General features: G+C 60.5%; 22 protein-coding genes and 1 pseudogene. 17 read left to right on the forward strand and 6 right to left on the reverse strand.

Annotated features, from left to right (window positions below; genetic code table 11):
- The first annotated feature begins 33 nt into the window (after positions 1-33).
- A complete protein-coding gene (locus tag FJ941_RS27880) occupies positions 34-297 on the forward strand; it encodes a hypothetical protein (protein ID WP_140510711.1) in 264 nt (87 codons plus the stop codon).
- 288 nt (positions 298-585) lie between these two features.
- Here FJ941_RS27880 and FJ941_RS29580 read toward each other — a convergent pair.
- A pseudogene (locus FJ941_RS29580) lies at positions 586-759 on the reverse strand (helix-turn-helix domain-containing protein); the annotation flags it as partial.
- Positions 760-923: 164 nt separating this feature from the next.
- On the opposite strand from FJ941_RS29580, the gene FJ941_RS27890 reads away from it, so the two are divergent.
- The 3 genes from FJ941_RS27890 to FJ941_RS27895 all read left to right on the forward strand — a co-directional run bounded on the left by FJ941_RS27890 (position 924) and on the right by FJ941_RS27895 (position 3,301).
- Positions 924-1,115, forward strand: a complete 192-nt coding sequence (locus FJ941_RS27890; protein WP_140510713.1) for a hypothetical protein — start codon at positions 924-926, stop codon at positions 1,113-1,115.
- 839 nt (positions 1,116-1,954) lie between these two features.
- Positions 1,955-2,245 carry a hypothetical protein gene (locus FJ941_RS29260; RefSeq protein WP_210242236.1) on the forward strand — a complete coding sequence of 97 codons (291 nt, stop codon included), beginning with the start codon at positions 1,955-1,957 and terminating at the stop codon, positions 2,243-2,245.
- A 174-nt stretch (positions 2,246-2,419) separates the two neighbouring features.
- The gene (locus tag FJ941_RS27895; protein WP_140510714.1) at positions 2,420-3,301 is read left to right on the forward strand and encodes a YihY/virulence factor BrkB family protein; all 882 of its coding nucleotides are present in this window, start codon (positions 2,420-2,422) and stop codon (positions 3,299-3,301) included.
- Positions 3,302-4,412: 1,111 nt separating this feature from the next.
- On the opposite strand, the gene FJ941_RS27900 is transcribed toward FJ941_RS27895, so the two are convergent.
- From FJ941_RS27900 to FJ941_RS27920, 5 genes are all read right to left on the reverse strand, one after another.
- A complete protein-coding gene (locus FJ941_RS27900; RefSeq protein WP_246674049.1) occupies positions 4,413-4,892 on the reverse strand; it encodes a response regulator in 480 nt (159 codons plus the stop codon).
- Positions 4,885-5,199 (reverse strand): sensor histidine kinase, encoded by a 315-nt coding sequence (locus FJ941_RS27905; RefSeq protein ID WP_181170029.1) that lies wholly within the window; start codon positions 5,197-5,199, stop codon positions 4,885-4,887. The genes FJ941_RS27900 and FJ941_RS27905 overlap by 8 nt, the downstream gene beginning before the upstream one ends.
- A complete protein-coding gene (locus FJ941_RS27910; protein ID WP_140510717.1) occupies positions 5,166-6,005 on the reverse strand; it encodes a sensor histidine kinase in 840 nt (279 codons plus the stop codon). The genes FJ941_RS27905 and FJ941_RS27910 overlap by 34 nt, the downstream gene beginning before the upstream one ends.
- A gap of 195 nt (positions 6,006-6,200) precedes the next feature.
- Positions 6,201-6,677 carry a DUF2269 domain-containing protein gene (locus FJ941_RS27915; RefSeq protein ID WP_140510719.1) on the reverse strand — a complete coding sequence of 159 codons (477 nt, stop codon included), beginning with the start codon at positions 6,675-6,677 and terminating at the stop codon, positions 6,201-6,203.
- The gene (locus tag FJ941_RS27920; RefSeq protein ID WP_140510720.1) at positions 6,677-7,963 is read right to left on the reverse strand and encodes an SDR family oxidoreductase; all 1,287 of its coding nucleotides are present in this window, start codon (positions 7,961-7,963) and stop codon (positions 6,677-6,679) included. The genes FJ941_RS27915 and FJ941_RS27920 overlap by 1 nt, the downstream gene beginning before the upstream one ends.
- 397 nt (positions 7,964-8,360) lie before the next feature.
- Here FJ941_RS27920 and FJ941_RS27925 point away from each other — a divergent pair, with 397 nt between their 5' ends.
- The 13 genes from FJ941_RS27925 to FJ941_RS27990 all read left to right on the forward strand — a co-directional run bounded on the left by FJ941_RS27925 (position 8,361) and on the right by FJ941_RS27990 (position 22,748).
- Complete coding sequence (locus FJ941_RS27925; RefSeq protein WP_140510722.1) at positions 8,361-9,407, forward strand: NAD(P)-dependent alcohol dehydrogenase; 1,047 nt, start codon at positions 8,361-8,363, stop codon at positions 9,405-9,407.
- A 390-nt stretch (positions 9,408-9,797) separates the two neighbouring features.
- The gene (locus FJ941_RS27930; protein ID WP_246672794.1) at positions 9,798-10,709 is read left to right on the forward strand and encodes a sugar ABC transporter permease; all 912 of its coding nucleotides are present in this window, start codon (positions 9,798-9,800) and stop codon (positions 10,707-10,709) included.
- Entirely contained in the window at positions 10,709-11,608 is a 900-nt protein-coding gene (locus FJ941_RS27935; RefSeq protein ID WP_027146061.1) for a carbohydrate ABC transporter permease, read from the forward strand. Before FJ941_RS27930 ends, FJ941_RS27935 begins: the two co-directional genes overlap by 1 nt.
- Positions 11,609-11,653: 45 nt before the next feature.
- On the forward strand, positions 11,654-13,183 hold the full coding sequence (locus FJ941_RS27940) for an extracellular solute-binding protein (protein WP_140510724.1): 1,530 nt from the start codon (positions 11,654-11,656) through the stop codon (positions 13,181-13,183).
- A 69-nt stretch (positions 13,184-13,252) separates the two neighbouring features.
- Entirely contained in the window at positions 13,253-14,782 is a 1,530-nt protein-coding gene (locus tag FJ941_RS27945) for an FGGY-family carbohydrate kinase (protein ID WP_246674051.1), read from the forward strand.
- Positions 14,775-16,100, forward strand: a complete 1,326-nt coding sequence (locus FJ941_RS27950) for an iron-containing alcohol dehydrogenase (protein ID WP_140510726.1) — start codon at positions 14,775-14,777, stop codon at positions 16,098-16,100. The genes FJ941_RS27945 and FJ941_RS27950 overlap by 8 nt, the downstream gene beginning before the upstream one ends.
- A 73-nt stretch (positions 16,101-16,173) precedes the next feature.
- A complete protein-coding gene (gene ugpC / locus FJ941_RS27955; RefSeq protein ID WP_140510728.1) occupies positions 16,174-17,256 on the forward strand; it encodes a sn-glycerol-3-phosphate ABC transporter ATP-binding protein UgpC in 1,083 nt (360 codons plus the stop codon).
- Complete coding sequence (locus FJ941_RS27960; RefSeq protein ID WP_140510729.1) at positions 17,257-18,312, forward strand: glycerol-3-phosphate dehydrogenase; 1,056 nt, start codon at positions 17,257-17,259, stop codon at positions 18,310-18,312. It abuts the gene before it with no gap.
- Positions 18,313-18,579: 267 nt separating this feature from the next.
- A complete protein-coding gene (locus tag FJ941_RS27965) occupies positions 18,580-19,404 on the forward strand; it encodes a sugar-binding transcriptional regulator (RefSeq protein ID WP_246672793.1) in 825 nt (274 codons plus the stop codon).
- 1,767 nt (positions 19,405-21,171) lie between these two features.
- Entirely contained in the window at positions 21,172-21,375 is a 204-nt protein-coding gene (locus FJ941_RS27975) for a hypothetical protein (protein WP_140510735.1), read from the forward strand.
- Between the two features lie 26 nt (positions 21,376-21,401).
- Positions 21,402-21,740: a hypothetical protein gene (locus FJ941_RS27980; RefSeq protein ID WP_140510736.1), complete on the forward strand. Its 339-nt coding sequence runs from the start codon at positions 21,402-21,404 to the stop codon at positions 21,738-21,740.
- A gap of 114 nt (positions 21,741-21,854) precedes the next feature.
- The gene (locus FJ941_RS27985; RefSeq protein WP_140510738.1) at positions 21,855-22,043 is read left to right on the forward strand and encodes a hypothetical protein; all 189 of its coding nucleotides are present in this window, start codon (positions 21,855-21,857) and stop codon (positions 22,041-22,043) included.
- A 168-nt stretch (positions 22,044-22,211) separates the two neighbouring features.
- Positions 22,212-22,748 (forward strand): class I SAM-dependent methyltransferase, encoded by a 537-nt coding sequence (locus FJ941_RS27990; RefSeq protein ID WP_181170035.1) that lies wholly within the window; start codon positions 22,212-22,214, stop codon positions 22,746-22,748.
- Positions 22,749-22,803: the final 55 nt, after the last annotated feature.

Raw genomic sequence — 22,803 nt, forward strand, 5'->3', positions numbered from 1 at the left:
GGAACAAAGAGTACGCCTTTTTGTTCGACTCCAATGGTGCTTTATTATTTCGATCTAACCGATAACGGAACCGCCTACCCGGACACCGAAGGCACCGACCTTCCGAGCCTGGTATCCGCTGAAGATGAGGCAGCAAGGGCGCTGCTGGAAATAGCAAAGGACAAAATGCCGGACGGCACGTTCCGAGAGGTCGCCTTGCATGTACATGAGGGTACCAGCAAACCGCTTTTTGTGGTAAAAGTCACGTTCGAACCATTACGCAACGGGTCTGATAGTGATGGAGCCGTGGGAACCTGAAGCCTTACGCAATGTAAGCGCTCGTATGTACCAGCGATGGGCGGCGGCACAGATTGACGATCTTCGCTTGAACATTGAAGACACTCGCCGCGTTATCGAAGAGTCCCGCAAGCTGCTGGATCGGCTAGCAGCCAAGCCCGGCGCAAATGAACCCTTAGGCTCGGAAAAGCCCCAGCGCTTTGGTCCGGACCGGATTTCAGGCGGGAGCTATCTCAGTGACCGGTCGGCGGCTTCGTGACCGTAACCACGCCCGGTGTCGCCAACAGCCCCGCTCGATCCCGTATTTGTGACCTCTCCCCGCCGGGCTTGGATCAGTCCCTGCCTCTTGAGCACCTGGAATGCCAGCGTCACACCCGGGCGCCTCATCCCAAGCATTATCGAAAGGAAGTCGTGGGTGATCGCCAGCCTGTTGCCGATGACGCGGTCCGCTCACATCAGGAGCCACCTTGCCAGTCTTTCCTGCCGCCAGGTTGGGCCAACCAGCGTTGTGACTGCCGACGGGCGTCATTCGAACGGATGAACCAGGTACCTGCCAGACAGTGGCGTCTAAGCGCTACTCCTGCTAGGCAAGCGAACGGGCCGCCGCGCGGTTTAGCCTGGGTCCATGGTGTGCTATAATTCGCCTCATGGGACAGAAGGCAAAGCAGAAGGCGAACAACCAGGCGACGGAACGTCCAGTGGATCGCGAGCGGGCGCGAGAAGCCGAGTACTACGCCCGCAAGGTCGGGATCACCAGAGACGAAGCTCTTAGAATCATCCACGAAGCCCAGGTTCCGAAGCTTGCCATAGTCCACAAGGGCGGCGCGAAGGCAAAATAGGCATCGCAGTCGGCCTTGTTCTGTTGTGCCCTGCCCTTCTTAGAAACAAGCGCGACAGTGTCGAGGCCGAGCGTGGCTCATCTGCGTCGCCTCCCCAGACAGCCACGCCTAATCCATGGGGCTCTACTTGACCGTGTGACGCTCGTCCTATCTTGTCGCCGCGCGGCGGACCTCCGAGCCGCCATGGCCGGCGCGGTAGACTCAGGCACCACCTAGCGTGACTTCGTCGGGTCGACATTCGCAGGCTTGACGGAACGCTGCCCCAGCCGATCGGCCCTCAGACGAGCTGTCTTGGCTTCACGGGCTTTGCGCTCCGCATCGATGACGACGCGAGATACGCGGTCAGCCCGTTCGTGCCTTAGCTTGTCAACCTTGCGCGGCATATCGGTCCCCTAAAATGGTCGCCCGCGCCCCTCGGCAGAAGCGCGGGCAGTTGAGGCCCGGACCTCAACCGGCGGCGAGCCCTGGAGAGCCACTCCACCAATCTACCAACCAGCGACAGTCGTTCAGGTTCCAGGGCCGCCGCCTTTGCCGATCGCACAGGGCCCGCCTCACTGGCGAGGGAAGCTGGCCCGGCCAGGTCTCGGGGACCTGACCGGCAGCACGGGAGCTGCCGCTTTTCGAACCTGCCGACGAATATCAAGTTCCCATGTGACTGCCCGCCGGCCATAGCCAGCGGGCAGTCACATGGGACGACCGCCCGGGAGTAAAGCGGGCCGGCTCCCGAACATTGGTCTCTGACACATGTTCCAGCAGCCCAACAAAGAGCCCATCGGTTGGGACCCGGGGCACGTCCGGAGTGCTTGGACCAACCAGCATAGGTCAATCGAGGGCGGGAGTTGGGTGGCTACCGCGACAAGCTTCGGGACGTTGCCGCAGCTAAGCTCGAAGAGGGCACTGGTGAGGTTAAGAGGATCGCAGCCGAAGGCTATCAGGCGGTCACCGAAGCTGCGCGGCAGGCGTCGCGCGAAGGCACGCTGACCGACAAGGTCCGTGACGTCGTCAGGTCCGCGGCCGAAAGTACGGAAAATGCGGTCCGCCAACGGCTCGCCAACTCTAAGCAGTCTCGGGAAGAAGGTGCTGGCCAGAAGCCTCGCGCCGGCAAGCCAAAAAAGCCTAGGCGGCCTTGAGCGATTAGACATAGACCCGGAAAAAACCCCGTGTCGCGATGGAGCTTGGGACCGAACTCCGCGCGGGACTTTCTCACTGGTGTGGAACGCTTCCCTTTGTCGCAAGTTTGCCCCTTCGGGACATCAGGCATGAACTTTGTCCGGGAAAGTTGACACCTTCCGTCGAGGAAATCCATGCTTGAGGCGTGGCGCATTGCGAAGGCCAGCGTGGCGGGCTTCATTACCGACGGCGCTCTCAGTCACGGTGCAGCCATGGCGTTCTTTGCGGTCACGTCACTTGGACCTGTTTTGTTGCTGGTCGTGGCCGTAGCGGGCCTGGTGTTTGGACACGACGCCGCACGCACTGCAATAGCCGGTCAGGTTTCTGGATTGATGGGACCCCAAAGCGCCGAGGTGCTACAAAGTGCGCTGCAAAGCGCCTCAAATCCGAAGTCGGGAATGATCGCGACCTTAGTTGGCCTGTGCACGTTGCTTCTTACGGCATCCGGTGTATTTGGCGAAATGCAATCGGCATTGAACATAATTTGGAAGGCCAAACCCGAAGGAAGCTCGATTGCTCGGCTGATCCGGGCGCGGACGGCCAGCTTAGGATTGGTCATTGCACTCGGCTTTTTGTTGCTCGTCTCGCTGGCGGCGAGCGCAGCAATTAGCGCCCTCAGTGGCTGGATCAACCAGCTGCTGCCCTTCGGATCAGTCATCGTTGAAGGGCTGAACATTCTGTTCTCCTTCTTCCTTATCGCGCTGTTATTCGCAGCGATCTACAAAGTCCTACCGGATAGGGAGTTGCAGTGGCGCGATGTATGGTTCGGGGCATTTGTCACCTCTGCACTGTTCACCATCGGCAAGAGCTTAATCGGCCTTTACATTGGCAGCAGTGGCGTGGCGTCTTCGTTCGGTGCGGCCAGTGCGCTGATCGTCGTGCTGCTGTGGATCTACTACGCGTCATTGATATTTCTTCTCGGGGCCGAGTTCACTCATGCGTATTCCCTGGAACACGGCAGCCAACGGGGAGGCGGACAGTCCTCGCACAACAGTAGTCCTCGTCGGGGGCAGTGAAGCTGACTCCACGCGGCGCCTTTTCTTCAGCACTAACCCCTGTTCAAGGCGAGATTCGGGATTGTGAGATGCGATACGCAGCGCTGCGGGACTGCGTCAGCGTGGCCTGATGATCTCGCGCCGTGAGGCAAGCCCAATGCTCGAGGTGGCGGGCTGCTGCGCGTGCCACCAATGAATTGATCCGGACGCGGCCGACTCCGTCGGGAACGCCGGGGACGCAGCGGGGCTCTGTTAGGCGGGAGCTCCGCATAACATCTTGAGCATTGTCAGCCTAATTCGCGCCAGTTTCCGCGCGGGAGCATCGAAACGCGGGTGGCAAGACTCAACGACAAAGTCCAACGTCATTAGATCAAGCAGAAATTGGTCGATCGTGTCGGTTGCACCGTCTGACCTTTCCTCTAGCTGTCTTAGCAGTTCGCGCGCCTGCTTCACCGCTGCCGTGTTGGGCACGTCTATCAAATCCTCAAGCCGCTCGAAGATGTCCAATTCATCCTCACGTGCAACCGCAATGAAATGGGTGCGGCCCCTAATGTCCAGCGAAAGCGCAATGGTAGTACGAGGCGGGGTCGCTGGGTAGCCCCGCGGCAAGTCTAAGCGCCGCCAGCAGGATCCGGCAGACCGCAGGACGCCCTTTACCTCATGTCTGAACAGGCGGGCGTTCATGGCGATTGTGGATGGCTTTGTGGACCGCGTCGCCGATCGAAAAACCGAACGTATGGGCGCCCTCCTTGTCACCACATTTCACCTGGTCAATGACAGGTTCGGGCATGACGACGGTGATAAGGCCCTGAAGCTATCGCAAATCATCAAAGGCGGCGCGTATTTCGCGAGCGGTAGCCGAGGCGCTCCGGTGTCGCCCTTCGAAGCAACCAGCGCCTCCTCCATCTGGGCCTCGAGCACCTCCTGCATCACTCCACGGACGTGCAGACCCGCAGGGATCGAAAGCAGAACGTCAACCGTCTTAACGGAGGCAGAGACGCTCAAGGGCAACAACGGTTCTCCGGGCGCGCATTGCAAACCGATCGGTGCCACAACCTTGCCAGCTGGTATAACTTGCGCGTTCCTGTGCTGCGTCCACGCGTGGATCGGTGGGCCCAAATTCCGCCGCGCCTCAGTTCTGTTGCTCGACTTGGTGGAATCCTGTTCTGATGGCGTCGACCAGAGTGGATGTTGAGTAGGGCTTTTGCACCCAGCGAAGTGGCCTTGCCGCTTCGGCGCGAAGCTTCACCTCCTGGTCGCCATGCGCGGTTGTGAAGATGCATCGTATGCCGAGGTCGCGATAAAGTTCCAGCGCGGCATCAATTCCGTCCCGCTTTCCAAGCAAGCGGATATCCATGAGGACGAGCGTCGGCCTGGTCGAGAGCGCGAGGCTCACAGCTTGTTCGGCGCTGACCGCCGTTCCGGCCAGCGAGAACCCCGCCGCGGTCAGTCCGGCTTCCGCGTCGAGCGCAATCAGGTAATCGTCTTCGACGATCAGTATCGTCCGACCGGCCGTAGGCGTTGCCTCACCGCCGCTCATGTCGTCTCGCGACCAGGCCAGTTGGGGTTTGAATGCGCGGTCGAACTCCCCGGCTTGGCTTGGCTCAGTCATCGCGGGTTCCAGTCGCACGGCCGATCTCCAGCGGTGCTTGAGAAAAAGTCACCACGCATCGACATGGGTCTCGATGAACGTCGAAGGTTCCGCCGATCTGCCGCGCGAGGCCCTCTACAAGCCGCAGTCCCGAGGACGTCGCGCGCGCCGAGTTTAGGTCGAAGCCGGAGCCTTCGTCTGTAACCACCAGCGAATGACCCTCCGCCTTCTTGGCGATGCTGACTTGGACGGTCCCTCCGGCGCTGCCGTTGAGGCCATACTTGACCGCATTGGTCAAAAGCTCGTTGACGATGAGGGCCAGCGGCATCGCCACGTCGTTCGGCAATTTGATGCTGTCAGCTTCACAAACCAGCCGTACATTCGGTGGAAACATTTGCTTGGCAGTCTCGCAAACGGCCCGAGGAAGGGCTGCACACTGAAATTGCTGGCGTCGGCGGTATCGCAAAGGACGCGCTGTGCGGCCGCCATCGCGGCAACCCGTTTGCTTGCCTCGTCTAGTACGTCACGGGCTTCCAGGCTTCGGCTCGTCCTCGCCGCCACGGAAAGCAAGGACTTCAGCATCATCATGTTGTTCTTGACGCGATGGTTGAGTTCGTCGAGCAAGATTCGCTGTTGGGTCTCGGCCTGCTTTCGCTCGCTGACATCGACCAGCATGTTGATACCGCCAATGACGTTCCCATCCGCATCCCGCATCGGTGTCGGATAAGGGATGAAAGGGATCCTGATTCCGTCCGGCCGCTCGGCAATGGCTTCATATCCGCGGACCGGCTTACCTTCCCTCAACGAGATCGCCATCGGGCATTCATCGTGAGGAAGCGGCGTGCCGTCGGGCCAGAAGAGCTTCCAGGTCACGCACCATTCGTCACTGCCAATTACCGGAGTCCGCCCGGCAAGTGCAACCGCGGCTTCGTTGAAATAAGTGATCTTGCCATCGCGATCGGTGGTGTAGATCGCGGCAGGAATAGCGGCGAGCAGATCCTGAAGGTGACGTTGGCTATCGCGCACCTTTGCTTCGGACATTTTTTGATCGGTTATACGAATCCCCTTCGCGGCTGTTGTCATCAGCACGAAAGCCCTTCGCAAGGCTCCGGGGCCCAAAACCCTTTGTTCCATGCAGACTCCGAGGCCCCTTCAACCTCGCTCAATGCGCGAGCCGGAAAGAGGTTCCAGACCGACACCCGATCCTTTCAACCATTTTAGAAGCACCCAATGGTCCTGATTCCGGCTGCTCTTCACCCAAGGTAGAGCAGCACGCCGAGAGCGCCGGCCAGGAGGAACACCAGGCCGCGTTCGCGCCCAAATGATAAGTCAGATCCATTCGATGACGGGTCGCGTAATCATCAGCCAGAATATCGCGGTCACGGCTGCGAATGCTGGGAAGCCGAAGATAAACCACAGCCGGAACAGTCGACCGTAGCGCTCAGGTGGAGGCTCGTCGGATGCTGCTGCCTCTGACGCCAGATTGCGCATCGTTACTTGCATCCAGACGACTGGAAGCCAGAACAGGCCGGTGGCGATGTAGAGCAGAATCGACAGGGCAATCCAGCCCTCCCAAAGCGAATAGCCGGCTTGCCAGGCAAGCGCGACGCCCGTCACAGGCTGCGCGACAACGGCCGTGGCCGTGAACACGAAATCCGCAATGACGACGATCCGGGCTACTGCGGCAATCGTCGCAGCATTGCCTGTCCGGTGCGCGAGCAGCATGAAGAAGGCAATACCAGCGCCCGTGCCGAGTAGGATGGCGGCCCCGATGATGTGGAGGAACTTCAGCAGGAAATAGACCATCAGCGCTCCGCCAGGATCGCTAGCGCGACGAAGTGCACGACGAGGATTGGCAGGATCTTCATCAGCGGACCGAGCGGCTCGTTCCAAAGTCCCGGACGCAAGATCGTGCCCGAAACCCCATAGAACAACGAGATCCCGATCGCTGCCCAAAGTCCCAGCCGGGCAGTTGATCGCCAGGCAATCAGCGTGCCCACCGCAATGTCGGCAAGCGCGCCGGCCACCACTGTCGGCTCGGCCAGTGCGCTGACTGCCGTATTGCTCAGAAGTTCGACACCGCTACGCCACCCGGTGGTAAGCGCGATGATACCAGTCATAATCCAGAAAAAAGGAAGCACGACGAAAATCGCTGGCTTGACGAAATAAAGGCGAGCAAACCATTGTTCCTGTACCGTCGCGGGGTTGGTCGCAAGTGTGCTCGACAGGCTCGACGGCTGGATCCCGGTCATCCTCATCCACGGCTGAGGGTCGCCCGTCGCACCTCGCGTGATCTCCTTCGCGGCGTTGGTCCGCATCGGTGGCCGCCATCCGAGCGCGCCTGCCAGATCGCCCAAGCGGTAGAGCACCCTGGAAGCTCCGCCCGGAATGACAAATTCTCGAGCTTTTCTCCAGCCGAACCAGCGACGATAATGGTCGATGACCTCGCTCATCAAGAGTGCCTCGGGCCCGGCCAGTTCCACCGCCACACGGGAAGGACTGTCGGGGCGCAGAAAAAATTCGACCGTGGACACGACGTCTTCGAGTTGGACGACCTGGAGGCGCCCGGTATTTGGCATCACCGGGAGAAGTGGTAAAGCGGCCAACCCGCGAAACAGTGCGCTCGCTCCATAGGCGGGTCGTCCGAGTACGACAGCGGGCCGCAGTATGACCCAGTCAAGATCAAGGGCCGTTAGCGCTTCATCCCCCGCTAGCTTGCTGGACGAAAACGGGGAGAGCTGTAGGCGGTCCACCCCAATTGCAGAGAAATGGATGACCTTCGTGACCCCCGTTTGCGCACATGCCTTGAACAACGCCGCTGCCGCGCTCTGGTGAACCGCGCGTGGGCTATCATGCAGCCCTTTTTGCAGGACGCCGACGCAGTTGACGACGGCATCGACACCTGACAAATGGCGATGCCAGTCTGCGGGATCCAAGGCCTTCGCGACGTCCAACACAATCTCGCGGCTCTCTGAAAAACAGCGCGATCCGTTGGGCCGAACAACACGATAGACCTCGTGTCCTTCCTTGCTAAGCCGCGCGCATACCGCAGCACCAATGAGACCAGTTGCGCCCGCTACCAAGACTTTCATCGCATGAAACCTGGCATGGAGATCAGGCCGCAATGCGCATTGCTTGGTGGCTGAACCGACGAGGGGGCGGCTATCAGGGTCGTTCGAAACTCGAAGGAGTGTTCCAAGATTTCCTCACTTTTGGCGCAACCGCAACCCCGCTGCTAACCAACAACGTCTCTTGCGTTCAGTTCCGCCGGAAAATTGGGTAGCGCCTGCAAGGAGTGGTCGACCAGCCGGGCATACACGATCGCAGAACCGTGGAAGGCTTCTTCGCTTGTCCATATCGACGCTGACCAGCACAGTCCGATAGATTGCCAACGGCGGTCCATATCCAACCAGCCATGGCTTGGCTGTTCGACCAGGGCGGCAGCCGGTCCTAGGCGAGAGGGGCAATTGGCTAGAGGAGATTACGTCGATGACGAAAGTTCGCGCCCTTGTCCTTGAACGTCAGCAACAACTCAAGCTGCGTGATATCGATCTGCCGCAGACAGTGGGTCCGGGCGAGGTTCGTATCAAGATCGATACGGTAGGTGTCTGTGGGTCCGACGTGCATTACTACACCCATGGGCGCATCGGCCCGTTCGTGGTCCAAGCGCCGATGGTCTTGGGCCACGAAGCCGCTGGCACCATCGTGGAAACAGGCGAAGGCGTCGAGCATCTGAAGATCGGCGACCGCGTCTGCATGGAACCAGGCATCCCGGATCCCAATTCGCGGGCGAGCCGGCTCGGCCTCTACAACATCGACCCGGCGGTCAGGTTCTGGGCGACGCCGCCGATTCATGGCGTATTGACAGCCCATGTCGTTCACCCCGGCAACTACACCTTCAAATTGCCCGACAATGTCAGCTTCGCCGAGGGCGCCATGGTCGAGCCCTTCGCCGTCGGCATGCAGGCTGCGGCCAAGGCCAAGATCGCGCCGGGTGACACAGCGGTGGTGCTTGGGGCAGGGCCGATCGGCACGATGGTGGCGATTGCCGCCCTTGCCGGCGGCTGTGCCCGCGCCATCGTCGCAGACCTCGCTCAACCCAAGCTCGACATCGCCAAAAGCTTCAAGGGTGTGGTCCCGGTCAACATCCGCGACAAGAACCTAGGGGCGGAGGTGAAACGCCTGACCGCCGGCTGGGGCGCCGACGTCGTCTTCGAATGCTCCGGGTCGCCCAAAGCATGGGAGACGTTGCTGGACCTGCCGCGACCCGGCGGCGCCGTGGTGGTGGTCGGCCTACCGGTGGCGCCGGTGGCGTTCGACATCGCTACGGCCTCGACCAAGGAAATCCGCATCGAGACCGTCTTCCGCTATGCCCACCAATATGACAGGGCGATCGCGCTGATGGCATCGAGTAGGGTCGACCTCAAGCCACTGATTTCGGCAACCTTTCCCTTCGAAGACTCCATCGCGGCTTTCGACCGCGCGGTCGAAGGCCGGCCGTCGGACGTGAAGCTGCAGATCAGACTGCCGGATTAAGGCGAGCACCGGGCTAACAGATTTGGCCCGCCTCCACTCTCCTTGATGCGTCCATGCCTGGTGAACTGGTCGACTATTGGTAGTTCCCCGTCTCCATTGCGATCACCACCATGTCGGTGATCGCAGTTGCAACTGGCTCAACGCAGCGATGACCCCGATGCAGACGGTCTCCTGCTTCCGTCGCGTTCCAGAAAACAATCCATGTCCGGCTGTGACGGAGGGCGTGCGAGGGCAGCGCCCGCCGACATGGATCTGACTTGACAAGTCAACACGCGTCCCCCACGCTGCCTTAACAAAAGGCACAACCAACTTACAAAAGTTCAAGTTTGCACGATCTGGCCGATAGGGAGAAAGGCCAATGCATCTCTCTCACCAAGCGGAGATTTGCCCGTGAGCACGGCAACCTTCACGCAGGAGAGGTCCAGCTGGGCCCTACCCCGGTTCATGACGGCCGAGCATCCTTTTCCCTGGCTCGCGCCAATCACGGTGATGCTTCTGGTTTTCGGCATCTATCCTCTCGCCTATTCGGTCTGGCTGTCGTTTCACAAACGCAATGTCGTTTCCCGGCAGCTTGATTTCGCCGGAGTGCACCAATGGGCGCGCGCATTTTCGGATACGCGTATGTGGCACTCTTTGGAAACGACGCTGATTTACACCTTCGTCGCACTGGCCGTTCAGCTTGCACTCGGCATCCTCATTGCGCTTCTGCTTGATACCGATCGCAAGGGCTATGGGATACTTCGGGCGCTGATGACGCTGCCGCTGGTAGTGCCGCCTGCCGTGACAGGAATGATGTTCTTGCTGATGCAGGACGGCTCTTTCGGTGTCCTGTCGTTCTACCTCTACGCCCTCGACCTGATCTCGCCGGCGCAGCCGATCCTGACGCAGCCGGTTACCGCATTGCTGGCGATCCTGCTGGCAGACATATGGCAGTGGACGCCCTTCATGGTGCTCATCATCCTGGCAGGCCTGCGCGCGCTGCCGAAAGAACCTTTCGAAGCCGCAGCGATCGACGGGGCCAACGGCATCCAGACATTCTTGCGGCTTACACTGCCGATGCTGCGCAAGGTGATAGCGGTCGCGGTACTGATCCGGGGCGTCGATCTCTTCCGCATCTATGACTACGTCTACATCATCACTGCCGGCGGGCCAGGCACGGCTACCGAAACGCTTTCATTCTATGCCGGCCGTATCTACTTCACCGGAGACTTCCCCTACGCCGCGACCCTGTCGCTGATTGTGCTGGTTGTGCTGATCGCCGTGTCGAACGTCTTTGTCAGGCTTTTCAAGGTGAGGTTCTGATGGAGCCGTCCCGCGTCCAGATGATCACCCGCGACGTGCTCGCCGTGTTGGTGGTGGCGATCTTCATGTTCCCGATCGCCTGGTGGGCTCTGTCCTCCGTCAAACCCTACTCCGCGATCTTCGACCGCAGCGGACCGGTCTACACCGGTTTCACGCCGACGCCGGACAATTACCGCGTGACGCTGCTTGGCGTCTCGCGCGTCGACATAGGCATGGAACAGGGCGGCGAGGCGGCGGGGGTGATCAAGGGGGGCGCCAGTTCCTACGATTCCCGCCAGTCGCTTCTCGACAGCGCGATCATAGCTGTCGGCTCGACGGCACTGACCCTGTTGCTGGCGACACTGGCCGCGTATTGTCTGTCACGAATGCAGTTCAGTGGCCAGCAGTCTTTCCTTTTTTGGATCCTCTCGCAGCGCTTCATGCCGCCAATCGCGATCGTCATACCGGTCGTTTTCATGTTCCGGGATCTCGGCTTGCGCGACACCTATACGGGGCTGATCCTCGTTCACAGTTTGATCAACCTGCCGCTGGCCGTCTTGCTTTTGAAGTCGTTCTTCGACGATGTCCCGCGCGAGGTCGACGAGGCGGCACTGATTGACGGCGCTACGCGCTGGCAGACGTTTCGACGTGTGGTCGTTCCCATGGTCAAAGGTGGCATCGCCGCGACAGCTGTGCTGTGTTTCATCTTTTCATGGACCGAGTTCCTGCTCTCTCTGTTCCTGACAACGTCGATCCGCACTGTGCCGGTGAAGATTTCGACTTTTGTCACCTCGACCGCGACCGAGTGGGGCTACATCACAGCACTTGGCACGTCCGCGATCATACCCAGCTTCATCTTTATCCTACTGGTTCAACGGCATCTGGTCCGGGGCCTCACCCTCGGATCGCTGAAGGAGTGAGGCCCGAACGAGAAGAATTAAACAAATCGCAAAGGAGGAATGATCATGAGCTTCAGAGATCACGACAAGAAGACATTCGTCGCCGATACCTGCAATGACTTTACGGCGAACCGAATGACCAAACGCGACTTCATGAGGAAGATGGCGCTGGCTGGCGTTGGCTTTTCTGCCTTTGGCTTGGCCATGCTGGGCGGCGGCCGCTCCAATCGAGCCGGGCTGGGCCTGGGGGTCGAAGAAGCCCGCGCCCAGGACACGGATATGCTGAAGTGGCTGGCCGATGTCGGCAAACCCTATGCCGGCACGAAAATCCGTTACACTTCGGAAGCGACGCCGCCAACGATCGTCGCCAACCAGCTCGTCGCGGGTGAGTTCACCAAGGCGACCGGCATTGAGGTCGAGGTCGAGATCGTCCCGCTGGAACAGGTTCTCGCCAAGGCTACGCAGGACGTACAGGGCCAGCTGGGCACCTATGACGTCTACTATCTCGACCAGTCCTGGATGGCGACGTTTGCTCAGGATGTCATCGATCCGCGCGAATACTACGGCCAGAACAAAGAACTGGCGATGCCAAACTTCGACTGGGACGATTTCTCCAAGCCGCTTGTCGATGGCATCGCTATGTATAACGGCAAACAATGCGGAATTCCCTTCGATATCCCGATCTTCATCCTGATGTATCGGAAAGACCTTTTCGACAAACACAATATCGCGTTGCCGACAGACCTCGACGCCTATCTCAAGGCCGTGCAGGCTCTCACAGAGGCAGAAAAGGGCAATGGCATCTTTGGCACCGCCTGCCAGGCCAAGTCCGGACACTATTCGCTCGAATGCGACTGGACCTTCGCACTGTGGGGGCATGGCGGCTCGATCTTCAACAAGGACAAGAAGTTTGTCGGCAACGACGAGCGCGGGGTGGCCGGGCTAAAATTCTACCAGGAGCTGGTCAAGAACTCGCCGCCCTCCGCGACGACATGGACCTGGGATGGTCAGGGACAGGCCCTGACACAGGGACAGGCCGCCATGGCAATCACCTGGGGCGAGGATTTCCCCGGCTTCGATGCCAACGATTCCAAGGTCAAAGGACTGTTCGAGGCTCTGCCGGCGCCCAAGGAGGTCCCCGGCCGTCGCGCCGTCGCCGATTGCGGCTTCAATGAAATCCCGGCCGTCGGCCACCAGGGCGGTTCCACGATCTCGCTGTCGCAGTATTCCAAGAACAAGGAAGCAGCATGGCTGTTCATGCAGTGGGTCTGCTCGAAGGACGTGATGGCACGGGTGTCGACGCTGGGCGGCGGCGCCTCGCCGATGCGCAATTCCTCCTTCACCGACCCTCGGGTCAAGGCGAAAGCCGTTGTTGGACCGGGCACCACACGCCATTTCGACGCGATCAAATACACCATCGACAACCAAATGGGATCGGAGCCGGACATGCCGATTTGGGCAGATTTGTCGAACAATGACATCCCGGTTGAGCTCGGCAAGCTGCTAACGGGCCAGGACTTTGGCGGCGACGCCAAGGCATGCCTGGATGCCATTGCCGGTATAGTCGACGGCAAGGTCAAGGATGCCGGCCTTTAGCGGGATACTCCAGTGATTTCGGCGACGGGCGGTTTCGACCGCCCTCGCCCCTTTGGCAAAATGGCGGCAATGGTTCCGGATCTCGTCATCGGCATTGATTCCTCGACCTCGGCGACCAAGGCGATTGCCTGGGACCGCAACGGTCGCGCCGTGGCGGAGGGCCGTGCGTCGATAGCAATGTCCAACCCTCGCTCCGGGTATTTCGAGCAGGATCCGGCCGATTGGTGGGCCTCGACGGTTACAGCGCTCCGCACCGTGACGGCAACAGTTTCGCCGGCACGCATTGCCGGCCTTGCCATTTCCAACCAGCGCGAAAGCTTCGGCCTTTTCGATGAGCAGGGGGAAGCGATCGGGCCCGCAACGCTCTGGCTCGATGAGCGTGCCCGCCACAAGGCACGCCGTTTCGGCGAGTTCTTCGGCGCGGCACGCATCCATGCGATATCCGGCAAGCCGCTGGACGTCATCCCATGCCTCTATCGCATGATCTGGTTTCGCGAGGAGCAGCCAGAAATCTTTACCCAGGTGCAGCGCATGGCCGAGGTGCACGGCTACCTGGTCTTTCGCTTGAGCGGCCGATGGATAACGTCGACCGCCTCCGCAGACCCGATGGGCGTGCTCGACATGCGAACCATGGACTGGTCGAACGAACTATTGGACGCGGCCGGGATCGCGCGGCGACTGATGCTGGATCTGGCGCGGCCTGGCACCATCTTGGGCCAATTGACCCCGCAAGCCGCCATGCTGACGGGCTTGCGGGAGGGCACGCCGATCGTCGCCGGCGGCGGCGACGGTCAATGCGCCGGCACGGGCGCTGGCGTGTTACAAGCGGGATGCGCCTACATAAACCTCGGCACGGCGGTCGTCTCCGGCAGCTTCGGCATCGACTACGTCCATGACCCGGCCTTCCGCACCGAGACGGCGGTCGCCGAAGACGGATATATCTACGAAACGTGCCTTCGCTCCGGCACTTTTCTCGTCGACTGGATGACGCGTGAAATGCTCGGCGCCGATCTGTGTGGGTCCAGCGGCCCCCTGGAGACGCTTGAGGCCGAAGCCGCCGTTAGCCCGATCGGCGCAGGCGGCATAATTCTCCTGCCCTATTGGCAGGGCGTCATGGATCCGCACTGGGACAGCGCCGCCCGCGGCGTAATTGCCGGCCTTTCCGGCTCGAGCCGCCGCGGCGACCTCTATCGCGCCGTGCTGGAAGGAATAGCGCTGCACCAAGCCGCGACAAGTCAGCGGGCCGCTGCCGCCGCTGCTCAGAATATCGACCGCTTCATCGCGATCGGCGGAGGAGCGAAGTCCGACCTGTGGATGCAGATTCTGGCGGATGCACTCAACCGTCCCATAAAACGTTCTACGACCGTGGAAGCCTCCTCGCTCGGCGCGGCAATGGCAGCGGCAAAGGGGGTCGGATGGTTTTCCACGATCGCAGAAGCGTCGCTCACGATGGCCAGAGAACCAGCTAAGTCCTTCGAACCCGATGTGGGTCGTGCCTGCCGCTATGCCGAACTTCTTGCGATTCACGCTGATCTTTGGCCAACGCTTTCCGCTTGGAACCGGCGGCTCGCGGCCTTCATGGAGGCTGACCATGGCTGAAACGACCAACTGGAACGCCTTGATCGAGGATGTTGTCGCAGGACAGTGGAAGGATCCCAACACAGGCGCGGCCGCCGACCTGCCGTTCCAAACGATCGAATTACTGGAAACAACCGAGGGCCACGAGGCGGATCTCGTTGCGCCTCTGACGCTGGGCAGCCGCATCGCTGTCGTGTCGGACGCCAACACCCTCGAAGTGATGGGTCGGCGCGTTGCGAAGGCCCTGCGTGCCATCGCCGATGTCGACGAAATCGTGCTGCCTCACGATCTCGCCTGCGACGAGGCGACGATCCAGATGATCAGGGAAAGAACGCGGCACGCCGACGGGGTCGTGGCCGTGGGATCGGGCGTCCTCAACGATAGCTGCAAGCAAGCAACCTTCCTTGACGACCGGCCTTATGCCGTCTTCGGCACTGCAGCGTCGATGAATGGCTATGGCGCCTCGACAGCGTCGGTGACCTTGGCGTCAGGGCTCAAAATCTCGCTGCCCTCGCACGCTCCGCGCGGCATCTTCCTGGACCTTGCTATTTCGGCCGCAGCGCCGACCTGGCTCAGCGCCGCCGGACTTGGCGACAGCCTTTGCCGTTCCACCGCGCAGATCGATTGGTGGGCCTCGCATCGGCTGTTCGGCACCTACTATTCCGACGTGCCCTACTTGCTGCAGGCGGGCGATGAGGAACCCATGCTGGCCCATGCGTCTGGCCTTGCCAGGCATGACATCACCGCAGTCGGGCACCTCCAGCGAGTCTTGACGCTATGCTCGATGGGCGTCTGCTTCGCCGGCGTTTCCCATCCCGGCTCCATGGGAGAGCACCAAATCTCCCACTGGATCGACATGTTCGCGCGAGAGCATCATCCCGGTACCACTCACGGTCAGCAGGTTGGGGTTGCCTCGCTGGTCATGGCGCGTCTGCAAGCCAGGCTGATGGACACGGAAGAGCCGCCGCAGGCAAGGCCGACCCTTGTCGATGAGACCGCGATGCTGGCCCGCTATGGGGCGCAACTTGGGCCACTTTGCATTGCGGAGATGAAGAAGACAGCACTCGATCACAGCCAGACGGAAGCCTTCAATCGCAAACTTTGGGAAATCTGGCCGGTTCTGCGCCGGGAGCTTCGTCCGATGGCAACGCCGGTTGCCCGCATGGAGGCGGCGCTCAAGGCTGCGGGAGGGCCGCTCACCGGAGCAGAATTAGGTCTACCGCGACAGCTTTGGCATGACGCCATTCGCTATTCGCGAGAAATCCGTGGCCGCTGGTCCTTTGTCAATCTGGCCGCCGATGCGGGGCTCCTTGAAGAGTTCCTGGAGAGCGAATGGTGAACCGTGTTGATCGCCGCCGGCATGTCGCAAGGCGAAGCCAACAGGGTAAGCGCAATCGAAGGGATCGCAATTTATGGCCTCTGTCACCATCAGCAACATAAGGAAGGAGTATGGCGCGGTCGAAGTGATCCCTGGGCTCGATCTTTCGATCGAAGATGGCCAGTTCGTCGTGCTGTTGGGGCCGTCCGGGTGCGGCAAGTCCACTCTGCTACGCATGATAGCGGGTCTAGAGCCAATCACGTCCGGTGCGATCGCCATCGGTGACAAGGTCGTCAATACTCTTCATCCCAAGGATCGCAACATCGCGATGGTCTTCCAGAATTACGCGCTTTACGCCCACATGACGGTCTTCGACAATATGGCCTTTTCCATGCAGTTGAAGAAACGCCCCAAGGAAGAAATCAATCAGAAGGTGGGATGGGCGGCGTCGATCCTCAACCTCACTCCCTACCTCGAACGCTATCCCCGCCAGCTTTCGGGCGGCCAGCGGCAGCGCGTTGCCATGGGCCGCGCCATCGTGCGCGATCCAACCGTATTCCTGTTTGACGAGCCGCTGTCCAACCTCGACGCCAAACTGCGCGTGCAGATGCGGACGGAAATCAAGGAACTCCATCAGCGGTTGAAGACCACCACCGTCTATGTCACGCACGACCAGATCGAGGCTATGACCATGGCCGATATCATCGTCATCATGCGCGACGGCCACGTCGAGCAGATCGGGCGGCCGCTCGATGTCTACGATCACCCCGCAAATCTCTTTGTCGCCTCGTTCATCGGCTCGCCTGCAATGAATTTGTTCCATGGCGAGGTGGCGCCCGAGCGCGATGCCTGGGTGGTGCGGACAGACAAGCTATCTCTCCCGCTGCCGCCGAAGGCTGCGGTCCGGCCCGGGCAGAAGGTGATCTATGGTATTCGCCCCGAACATCTTCGACCGGTGGCCAACGGGAGCGGCATCCCGACGACGGTCAACGTTGTGGAGCCGACCGGCCCCGAGATTCATATCTTTGCAAGCATGGGCGACAGCACGATCTGCTCGGTGCTGCATGATCGCATGGAACTCTCTCCCGGAGCCATGATCCATCTGGAGCCGACGCCTGACCGAATCCACCTGTTCGATCAAGACAGCGGCAAAAGACTGGACAAGGAGAGCAATTGAATGGCGCGGATCGTCATCCTCGGCGCCGGCGTCATGGGCTCTGCCATGACCCTTCCGGCCGCTCACGCGGGTAACCGCATCACTCTCGTTGGCACCCATCTCGATGAGGAAATCATTGGCTCCGTGGCGGGCACAGGTCATCATCCGCGCCTCAACATCACTCTACCTGGCGCAGTAACCGCCTGTTCCTGGACTGACTTCGGGGCAGCGATCAAGGAGGGACCCGATCTGCTTGTACTCGGCGTCTCGTCGGCCGGCGTTCCCTGGGCGATCGACCGCATTGCTGAGAGCATCGAGTCGCCAGTGCCGATACTCATGATCACAAAAGGCCTCGCCGCGAGCGACGCAGGCATTGAAATCCTGCCACATCTGCTCGCTCGCGAGATTGAACGGCGCACCGCCTTGACGATCCCAGTGATGGCTGTCGGCGGACCCTGCATTGCCGGCGAGCTGGCGGCACAGCGTGATACCTCAGTGATTGTGGCCGGGCACGATCCGGACCGGATTGCTGCGGCGTCCCACATTCTGCGAGCTCCCTTCTATCACATGCGACCGTCGTCCGATCTCGTCGGTGTCGAGATCTGCGCCGCTTTCAAGAATTTCTACACGCTGGCGGTTGGCGCTCCGATCGGACTGCTGGAGCGCGACCACAAGGCGCCAAATGGTGCCCTCATGCACAACCTTGCCTCGTCCCTTTTTTCGCAATCGCTCGCCGAGATGGCCATTTTGGTCGAAGCCCTGGGCGGAAGAATCGAAACAGTGCAGGGACTGGCTGGCTCCGGTGATCTTTATGTGACCTGCCAAGCCGGCCGCAACGGCCGCATGGGACGCTTGCTTGGCCGCGGCTTGCCTTATTCCGTAGCCAAGCGGGAATATATGAGCTCGGACACGGTCGAGGGCGCGCAACTGGCGCTGGATCTTGGCCAAACATTGGAGAAAATGATGGCGCAAGGTTTACTTCCGGGCGATCACCTGCCGCTGACGGCTGCCATCATCGACGCGATTTGCCATGATGCCCCGCTGGGCTTGTCCTTCGACCGCTATCACCGGTGCTAAGGACGATGCCAGAAAGTCAACCAACGCTTCAAATCGATTCGGACACGGCGCCGCCGAGCCGTTCGTAGCGCGCGCAGTGGACAGAATGTTGTGATGGAGAAACCACCCCGAAAAAAACGTGATGGCCGCCACGCCGTAACCAGCTCCGTCTCGACCGATCGTGAGGAAGGGCTCCTCGTCCGCGCCGCCTGGCTGGCTTATGTCGGAGACCTCACGCAAGCCCAAATCGCCAAGTCCCTTGGCCTAACTCGCCTTCGCGTCAACCGAATGCTGGCGCAGGCCCGCGAGCGGGGGATAGTTCAGATCCGCATCAATTCGAAGGTGGCGAACTGCATTGAGCTGGAGAACCGGTTGCGTCATAGCTACGGCGTCTCGGATCCAATCGTGGTTCCGACACCGCCCGATCCTGCTCTGCTACCCCAAGTCATCGCAGCCGCCGCCGGGCAAGCCCTGTCGCTCAGGATCCGCGACGGGATATCGGTGGGCGTGGGATGGGGTCGCACGCTCCAACTCAGCCTCCGGTCGGTGACCGTACGTCCGGTCAAAGGGATGTCCGTCGTTTCCTTGCTCGGCGGACTGACGCGCGGGTCGGCGATCAACATCTATGAGATGGCGTCGCGGCTCGCTGCGCTTTACGACGCGGAATGTTTCTACATCGCCGCACCGGTGTTCACCGATACCGAGGCCACGCGCGATCTGCTGATGCGCCAGTCGATCCTGGAAGACGCCTTCACCCATGCCCGCGACGTCGATGCCGCTTTCGTCTCGGTCGGTGCGGTGCACAAGGACGCCACCATTTTTCGGATCGGGCTGATAGGCGAGGACGATCTCATATCGCTGCACCAGGCAGGCGCCGTCGGCGATATTTGCGGCCACTGGATCGATGCCGATGGACAGCTCGTCAATCACCCGCTCAACCATCGTGTGATAGGCCTCGCTCCTGAAAGCCTGCGCGACATCGACACCGTCATCTTGCCCTCCGGTGGCCTCGACAAGGTTCCGGTGCTGCGCGCGGTGCTGCGTCTCGGTGTCGTCGATGTTTTGATCACGGACGAGCAGACCGCCGCGGCGATCCTTGCAGAAAAGCCCTAGCGTAGACGGGCCTTCAGCATCGGTTGGCAAAGATCGAGTGAAACAGCGCCTTGCGCGCGGCTGCAACGGGCCAGGACAAAGCCAGGACCACGCTTCTTATGCAGTGGTCGCAGGATCAATCCCTGCATCGCCTACCAGCCAGCGCACCGATCCCGTTGGATGTTACGCTCAAAGCGTTTTCACTGAAAAGGCAACTGGCGCGAAATTATCGCATGATCGCTAAATCAGTCCTCTGCGAACGTTCAGGTGAGTGAACGCCGTCACCAGGATTGCGCCGACCATGAAGTAGAGCGTGGGAATGGCGTGGCCGTTGTGGAACTGGAAACCAGCACAAAGGAGGGCTAGCACAACGGCGAGAAAGGCGGTTAGACGCGAGAAGTTATCGGACATGGGGCGACCTCTGAAAACGGGTGGCCGCCCTCAATCGGCCGCGCGCTCTATAAAGCGCTTTGCACCGTCCTGCAAGCTCGGCCTGGTGTCGGCTCTTGGCCCGACACAACCCGACGCTCACAGGTTCTCCACTGTGCCCTGTTGGGGGCGCAGCGGGCTGGCGAAGCCCGTCATGACACATTGTGCCACTCTGGCGCCTCCCGTGGACTGGTGCCGGCCGGGCATGGCGGGTATCGAAATCCTGCCGTCGAACACGCTCCTGATCCTCGCAATCTCGCTAACGTCACGCGAATAGCCGCGGCCAGAACCTGCCGAGTGCACACGAATTTACGCCAGAATACGACCCTTTTCGCCACGTTTCGATCTCTCAGTGCACATGGAGCGCACACAAAAAATGGCCACCTACACAAAACTCTCGTCCGGCTCCTGGCGTGTCCAAGTCCGTCGCAAACATCGCTACGTCAGCGAGAGCTTCCTGCGCCGCGACGACGCACGGTGCCGACGGAAACAGAGCGCCAGGTCGATCGCGGCGAGACGCGGCCGGGTCGTCGGTCACCGCATCCGGCAGATGCTCTGCCATCCACCGATTGAGGAAATTGGCGCCGCGTGTGCTCATTTTTCCATAAGCATCCGGCGCATATTAGGTTCCGCTAGAATACAGGAGGCGCTGGGATCAAACGGCACCCAATTAGGGATCAACGTCAGCCCCTCTAAGGAACCTCGCCAGAACAGCGGTCGGTGATGCAGCAACGAAATTGCCTGTCACCGCCGATCGGGTGACCCCTTAGTTCGTTCGGATGCTTTGTGCGAGCTGCCTTAAAGCGCGCATAAACCCTTAGCTAGCCGGCGAGACGACGCGGCCCCCGCTAATCTCGCCGGTTAGGCTCGGCGTCCTTCAGGCAACCTCTTGCTCCATAGCGCCGAGCCGACAAGACTCTGCTTGCCTTGACACCGCGCTACCCAGGCCAGAACGCTGCTGTCCCGGAGATCACGGCAATTCCGAGTGCCGCGAATGCCATGATCGCGACCATTGTGGCCTCGAACGGGCCACCGCCATTCCCTTTGTCCGACATCATGGGTGTTCCCCAACACACACCACCAACCGTCGTGCGCCGGCCTCGTGAGTCACTTACAAACGTTAATCGTCTTCCTTGTATCTGCAGGGAGGCCTTGCGATATCGCGGCCGCTCGCTTGTCGAGCGCCGCCTGCAAACGTGCAGCGACGATAAGGATGCTATCAGGGATCGGTTGAGGGATCAGCCTGGGTCATGGCTGGACTAACATTTGTTTCCCCGGAATGCTCCCGCTCGCCGGCACCGGAACCAAAGCGGAATATGACGATTTCCTAATTGAAGGGGCCGCAACGGGCGCAAAACAATGGTTGAAATTTTCGAGATGGAGCTTGCCAAGGCCAGGCTGCGTGTAAACCAAGCTGAATCCGAACTCACACGTGTCGAACGGATGTTGGACAAGCGATATGGCGTGGGCATCGACATCACCCTCTGTGACACCGTACGAGACGCGCAAAGACGGATCGCTGAAGCCAGAGAGCAGCTGATGAAGGTGCAGGCCGGCGCCTAAGCTCGCCGCCGTCTAGACTCACGGCTATGGCCAAGGGCATCAACATCGGCGATGAGGTCGCCATCACCGCGACCGTTCGGCGGCGGGTTACAGAGGACCGGGTGAGCGTTTCCATCCCGTCTTATGGGCAGCCGCATTCGGTCGTCGACACATCAACAAACGTGCAGAAGGGGCAGCAGATCGAGTTGATCGGCAACGTTACGCACCTATTCGACAAAAACCGCGTAACGGTCAACCTGGGCATTCCCGTGACCGTCGATGCCGCTGTCGCCAGGCTGGTGAATGCCTACAAGCCGCCGACCAGAAAGGCGCCGCTGGTGGACAAGCCGACATGCTCGAAGACACCCCCGATCCGCTGGCCATGACCTCAACCTGATGGCATGTCGCCCCCCCCCCCGGGAATTGCTGTACAGTGATTCAATCAGCTTGAGCTAAAATAGTTTCCGGAACTTTTGCCATGGCGGGATGTTGCTGGCCGCATGACGAAGCCTTCAGACCTTGGACCGCCCATTAAGGGCAACCCGCACGAGCCCTCCGAGCAGGGCGACCATTTCTATAAGTGCAAGATCTGCGGACAGCCGGTCGACATGCGCGATCTGCGTCAGGTGATGTGGCACGAGAAGCCGAGGCATGAGCGGCTGAAGCCCGAAGTCGTCAAAGGCTCCTGAAACGCAAAAGGCCGCCGGCCGGAGCCAGCGGCTCAACGACAGAATGGTTGCTCACAGCCGGCGAACCGCCCTATGATCGGCAGGGTTGGGAATAAGATGGCGCCAAGGTTCATAGCAAAGCAGCTTTCCTGGCCGGCTGGTATCGCCGGCTGGCTCGTCCGAGCTGGTATGAACCGGGGCAACGCCCGGCTGAACAACTTCGCTCTCGATCAATTACAGCTGGTTCCGAGAGATCGAGTGCTGGAAGTCGGATTCGGCGGCGGCGCAGCAGTGCAGCGCCTTCTCCCTGACGCGTCATTCGTGTGCGGTGTTGATCGCTCCCGCGATGTGGTGATCGCTGCCGCTCGCCGGTTTGCCGATGCGGTGCGCGACGGACGAGCAGAGTTTCACGTCGGCGCGGTTGAAAAGCTGCCCTTGCCGGATGCGACATTCGACAAAGCCCTCAGCGTCCACACAGTATACTTCTGGCAAGGCCTGAAAGCCGGATCTGCTGAGTTGGCACGAGTTCTCAGGCCCGGCGGGCGAATCGTTTTGGGCTTCCTTCCCAAGGCGCATATGGACCGGATGAACATGCCAGCAGATATCTTCACCCCACGTGAGCCGGACGAGATCACAGCTGCTCTGCAAGGTGTGGGGTTCAGCGAGACGGAGGTTCGAAAACCGAACTCGGAGACGGCATGGGCCGGGTCCGTTCCGGACACATAGGTTACGGTTTATACCGGAGACATGGGTAACACTTTTGGCCCGAAGGGGTTTTGGA

It is taken from the genome of Mesorhizobium sp. B2-3-13 (genome assembly GCF_006442195.1).
GTDB lineage: Bacteria > Pseudomonadota > Alphaproteobacteria > Rhizobiales > Rhizobiaceae > Mesorhizobium > Mesorhizobium salmacidum.

What these genes read in the sequence shown, in the direction of transcription:
- FJ941_RS27905 (WP_181170029.1), bottom strand. Translation starts at nt 5,199, where the DNA reads ATGCCGCTGGCCCTCATCGTCAACGAGCTTTTGACCAATGCGGTCAAG.
- ugpC (WP_140510728.1), top strand. Translation starts at nt 16,174, where the DNA reads ATGGCCTCTGTCACCATCAGCAACATAAGGAAGGAGTATGGCGCGGTC.
- FJ941_RS27990 (WP_181170035.1), top strand. Translation starts at nt 22,212, where the DNA reads ATGAACCGGGGCAACGCCCGGCTGAACAACTTCGCTCTCGATCAATTA.
- FJ941_RS27915 (WP_140510719.1), bottom strand. Translation starts at nt 6,677, where the DNA reads ATGGTCTATTTCCTGCTGAAGTTCCTCCACATCATCGGGGCCGCCATC.
- FJ941_RS27985 (WP_140510738.1), top strand. Translation starts at nt 21,855, where the DNA reads ATGACGAAGCCTTCAGACCTTGGACCGCCCATTAAGGGCAACCCGCAC.
- FJ941_RS27940 (WP_140510724.1), top strand. Translation starts at nt 11,654, where the DNA reads ATGAGCTTCAGAGATCACGACAAGAAGACATTCGTCGCCGATACCTGC.
- FJ941_RS27910 (WP_140510717.1), bottom strand. Translation starts at nt 6,005, where the DNA reads ATGGAACAAAGGGTTTTGGGCCCCGGAGCCTTGCGAAGGGCTTTCGTG.
- FJ941_RS27945 (WP_246674051.1), top strand. Translation starts at nt 13,253, where the DNA reads ATGGTTCCGGATCTCGTCATCGGCATTGATTCCTCGACCTCGGCGACC.
- FJ941_RS27880 (WP_140510711.1), top strand. Translation starts at nt 34, where the DNA reads ATGGTGCTTTATTATTTCGATCTAACCGATAACGGAACCGCCTACCCG.
- FJ941_RS27965 (WP_246672793.1), top strand. Translation starts at nt 18,580, where the DNA reads ATGCTGGCGCAGGCCCGCGAGCGGGGGATAGTTCAGATCCGCATCAAT.
- FJ941_RS27960 (WP_140510729.1), top strand. Translation starts at nt 17,257, where the DNA reads ATGGCGCGGATCGTCATCCTCGGCGCCGGCGTCATGGGCTCTGCCATG.
- FJ941_RS27935 (WP_027146061.1), top strand. Translation starts at nt 10,709, where the DNA reads ATGGAGCCGTCCCGCGTCCAGATGATCACCCGCGACGTGCTCGCCGTG.
- FJ941_RS27975 (WP_140510735.1), top strand. Translation starts at nt 21,172, where the DNA reads ATGGTTGAAATTTTCGAGATGGAGCTTGCCAAGGCCAGGCTGCGTGTA.
- FJ941_RS27950 (WP_140510726.1), top strand. Translation starts at nt 14,775, where the DNA reads ATGGCTGAAACGACCAACTGGAACGCCTTGATCGAGGATGTTGTCGCA.
- FJ941_RS27920 (WP_140510720.1), bottom strand. Translation starts at nt 7,963, where the DNA reads ATGAAAGTCTTGGTAGCGGGCGCAACTGGTCTCATTGGTGCTGCGGTA.
- FJ941_RS27925 (WP_140510722.1), top strand. Translation starts at nt 8,361, where the DNA reads ATGACGAAAGTTCGCGCCCTTGTCCTTGAACGTCAGCAACAACTCAAG.
- FJ941_RS27890 (WP_140510713.1), top strand. Translation starts at nt 924, where the DNA reads ATGGGACAGAAGGCAAAGCAGAAGGCGAACAACCAGGCGACGGAACGT.
- FJ941_RS27900 (WP_246674049.1), bottom strand. Translation starts at nt 4,892, where the DNA reads ATGACTGAGCCAAGCCAAGCCGGGGAGTTCGACCGCGCATTCAAACCC.
- FJ941_RS27895 (WP_140510714.1), top strand. Translation starts at nt 2,420, where the DNA reads ATGCTTGAGGCGTGGCGCATTGCGAAGGCCAGCGTGGCGGGCTTCATT.
- FJ941_RS27980 (WP_140510736.1), top strand. Translation starts at nt 21,402, where the DNA reads ATGGCCAAGGGCATCAACATCGGCGATGAGGTCGCCATCACCGCGACC.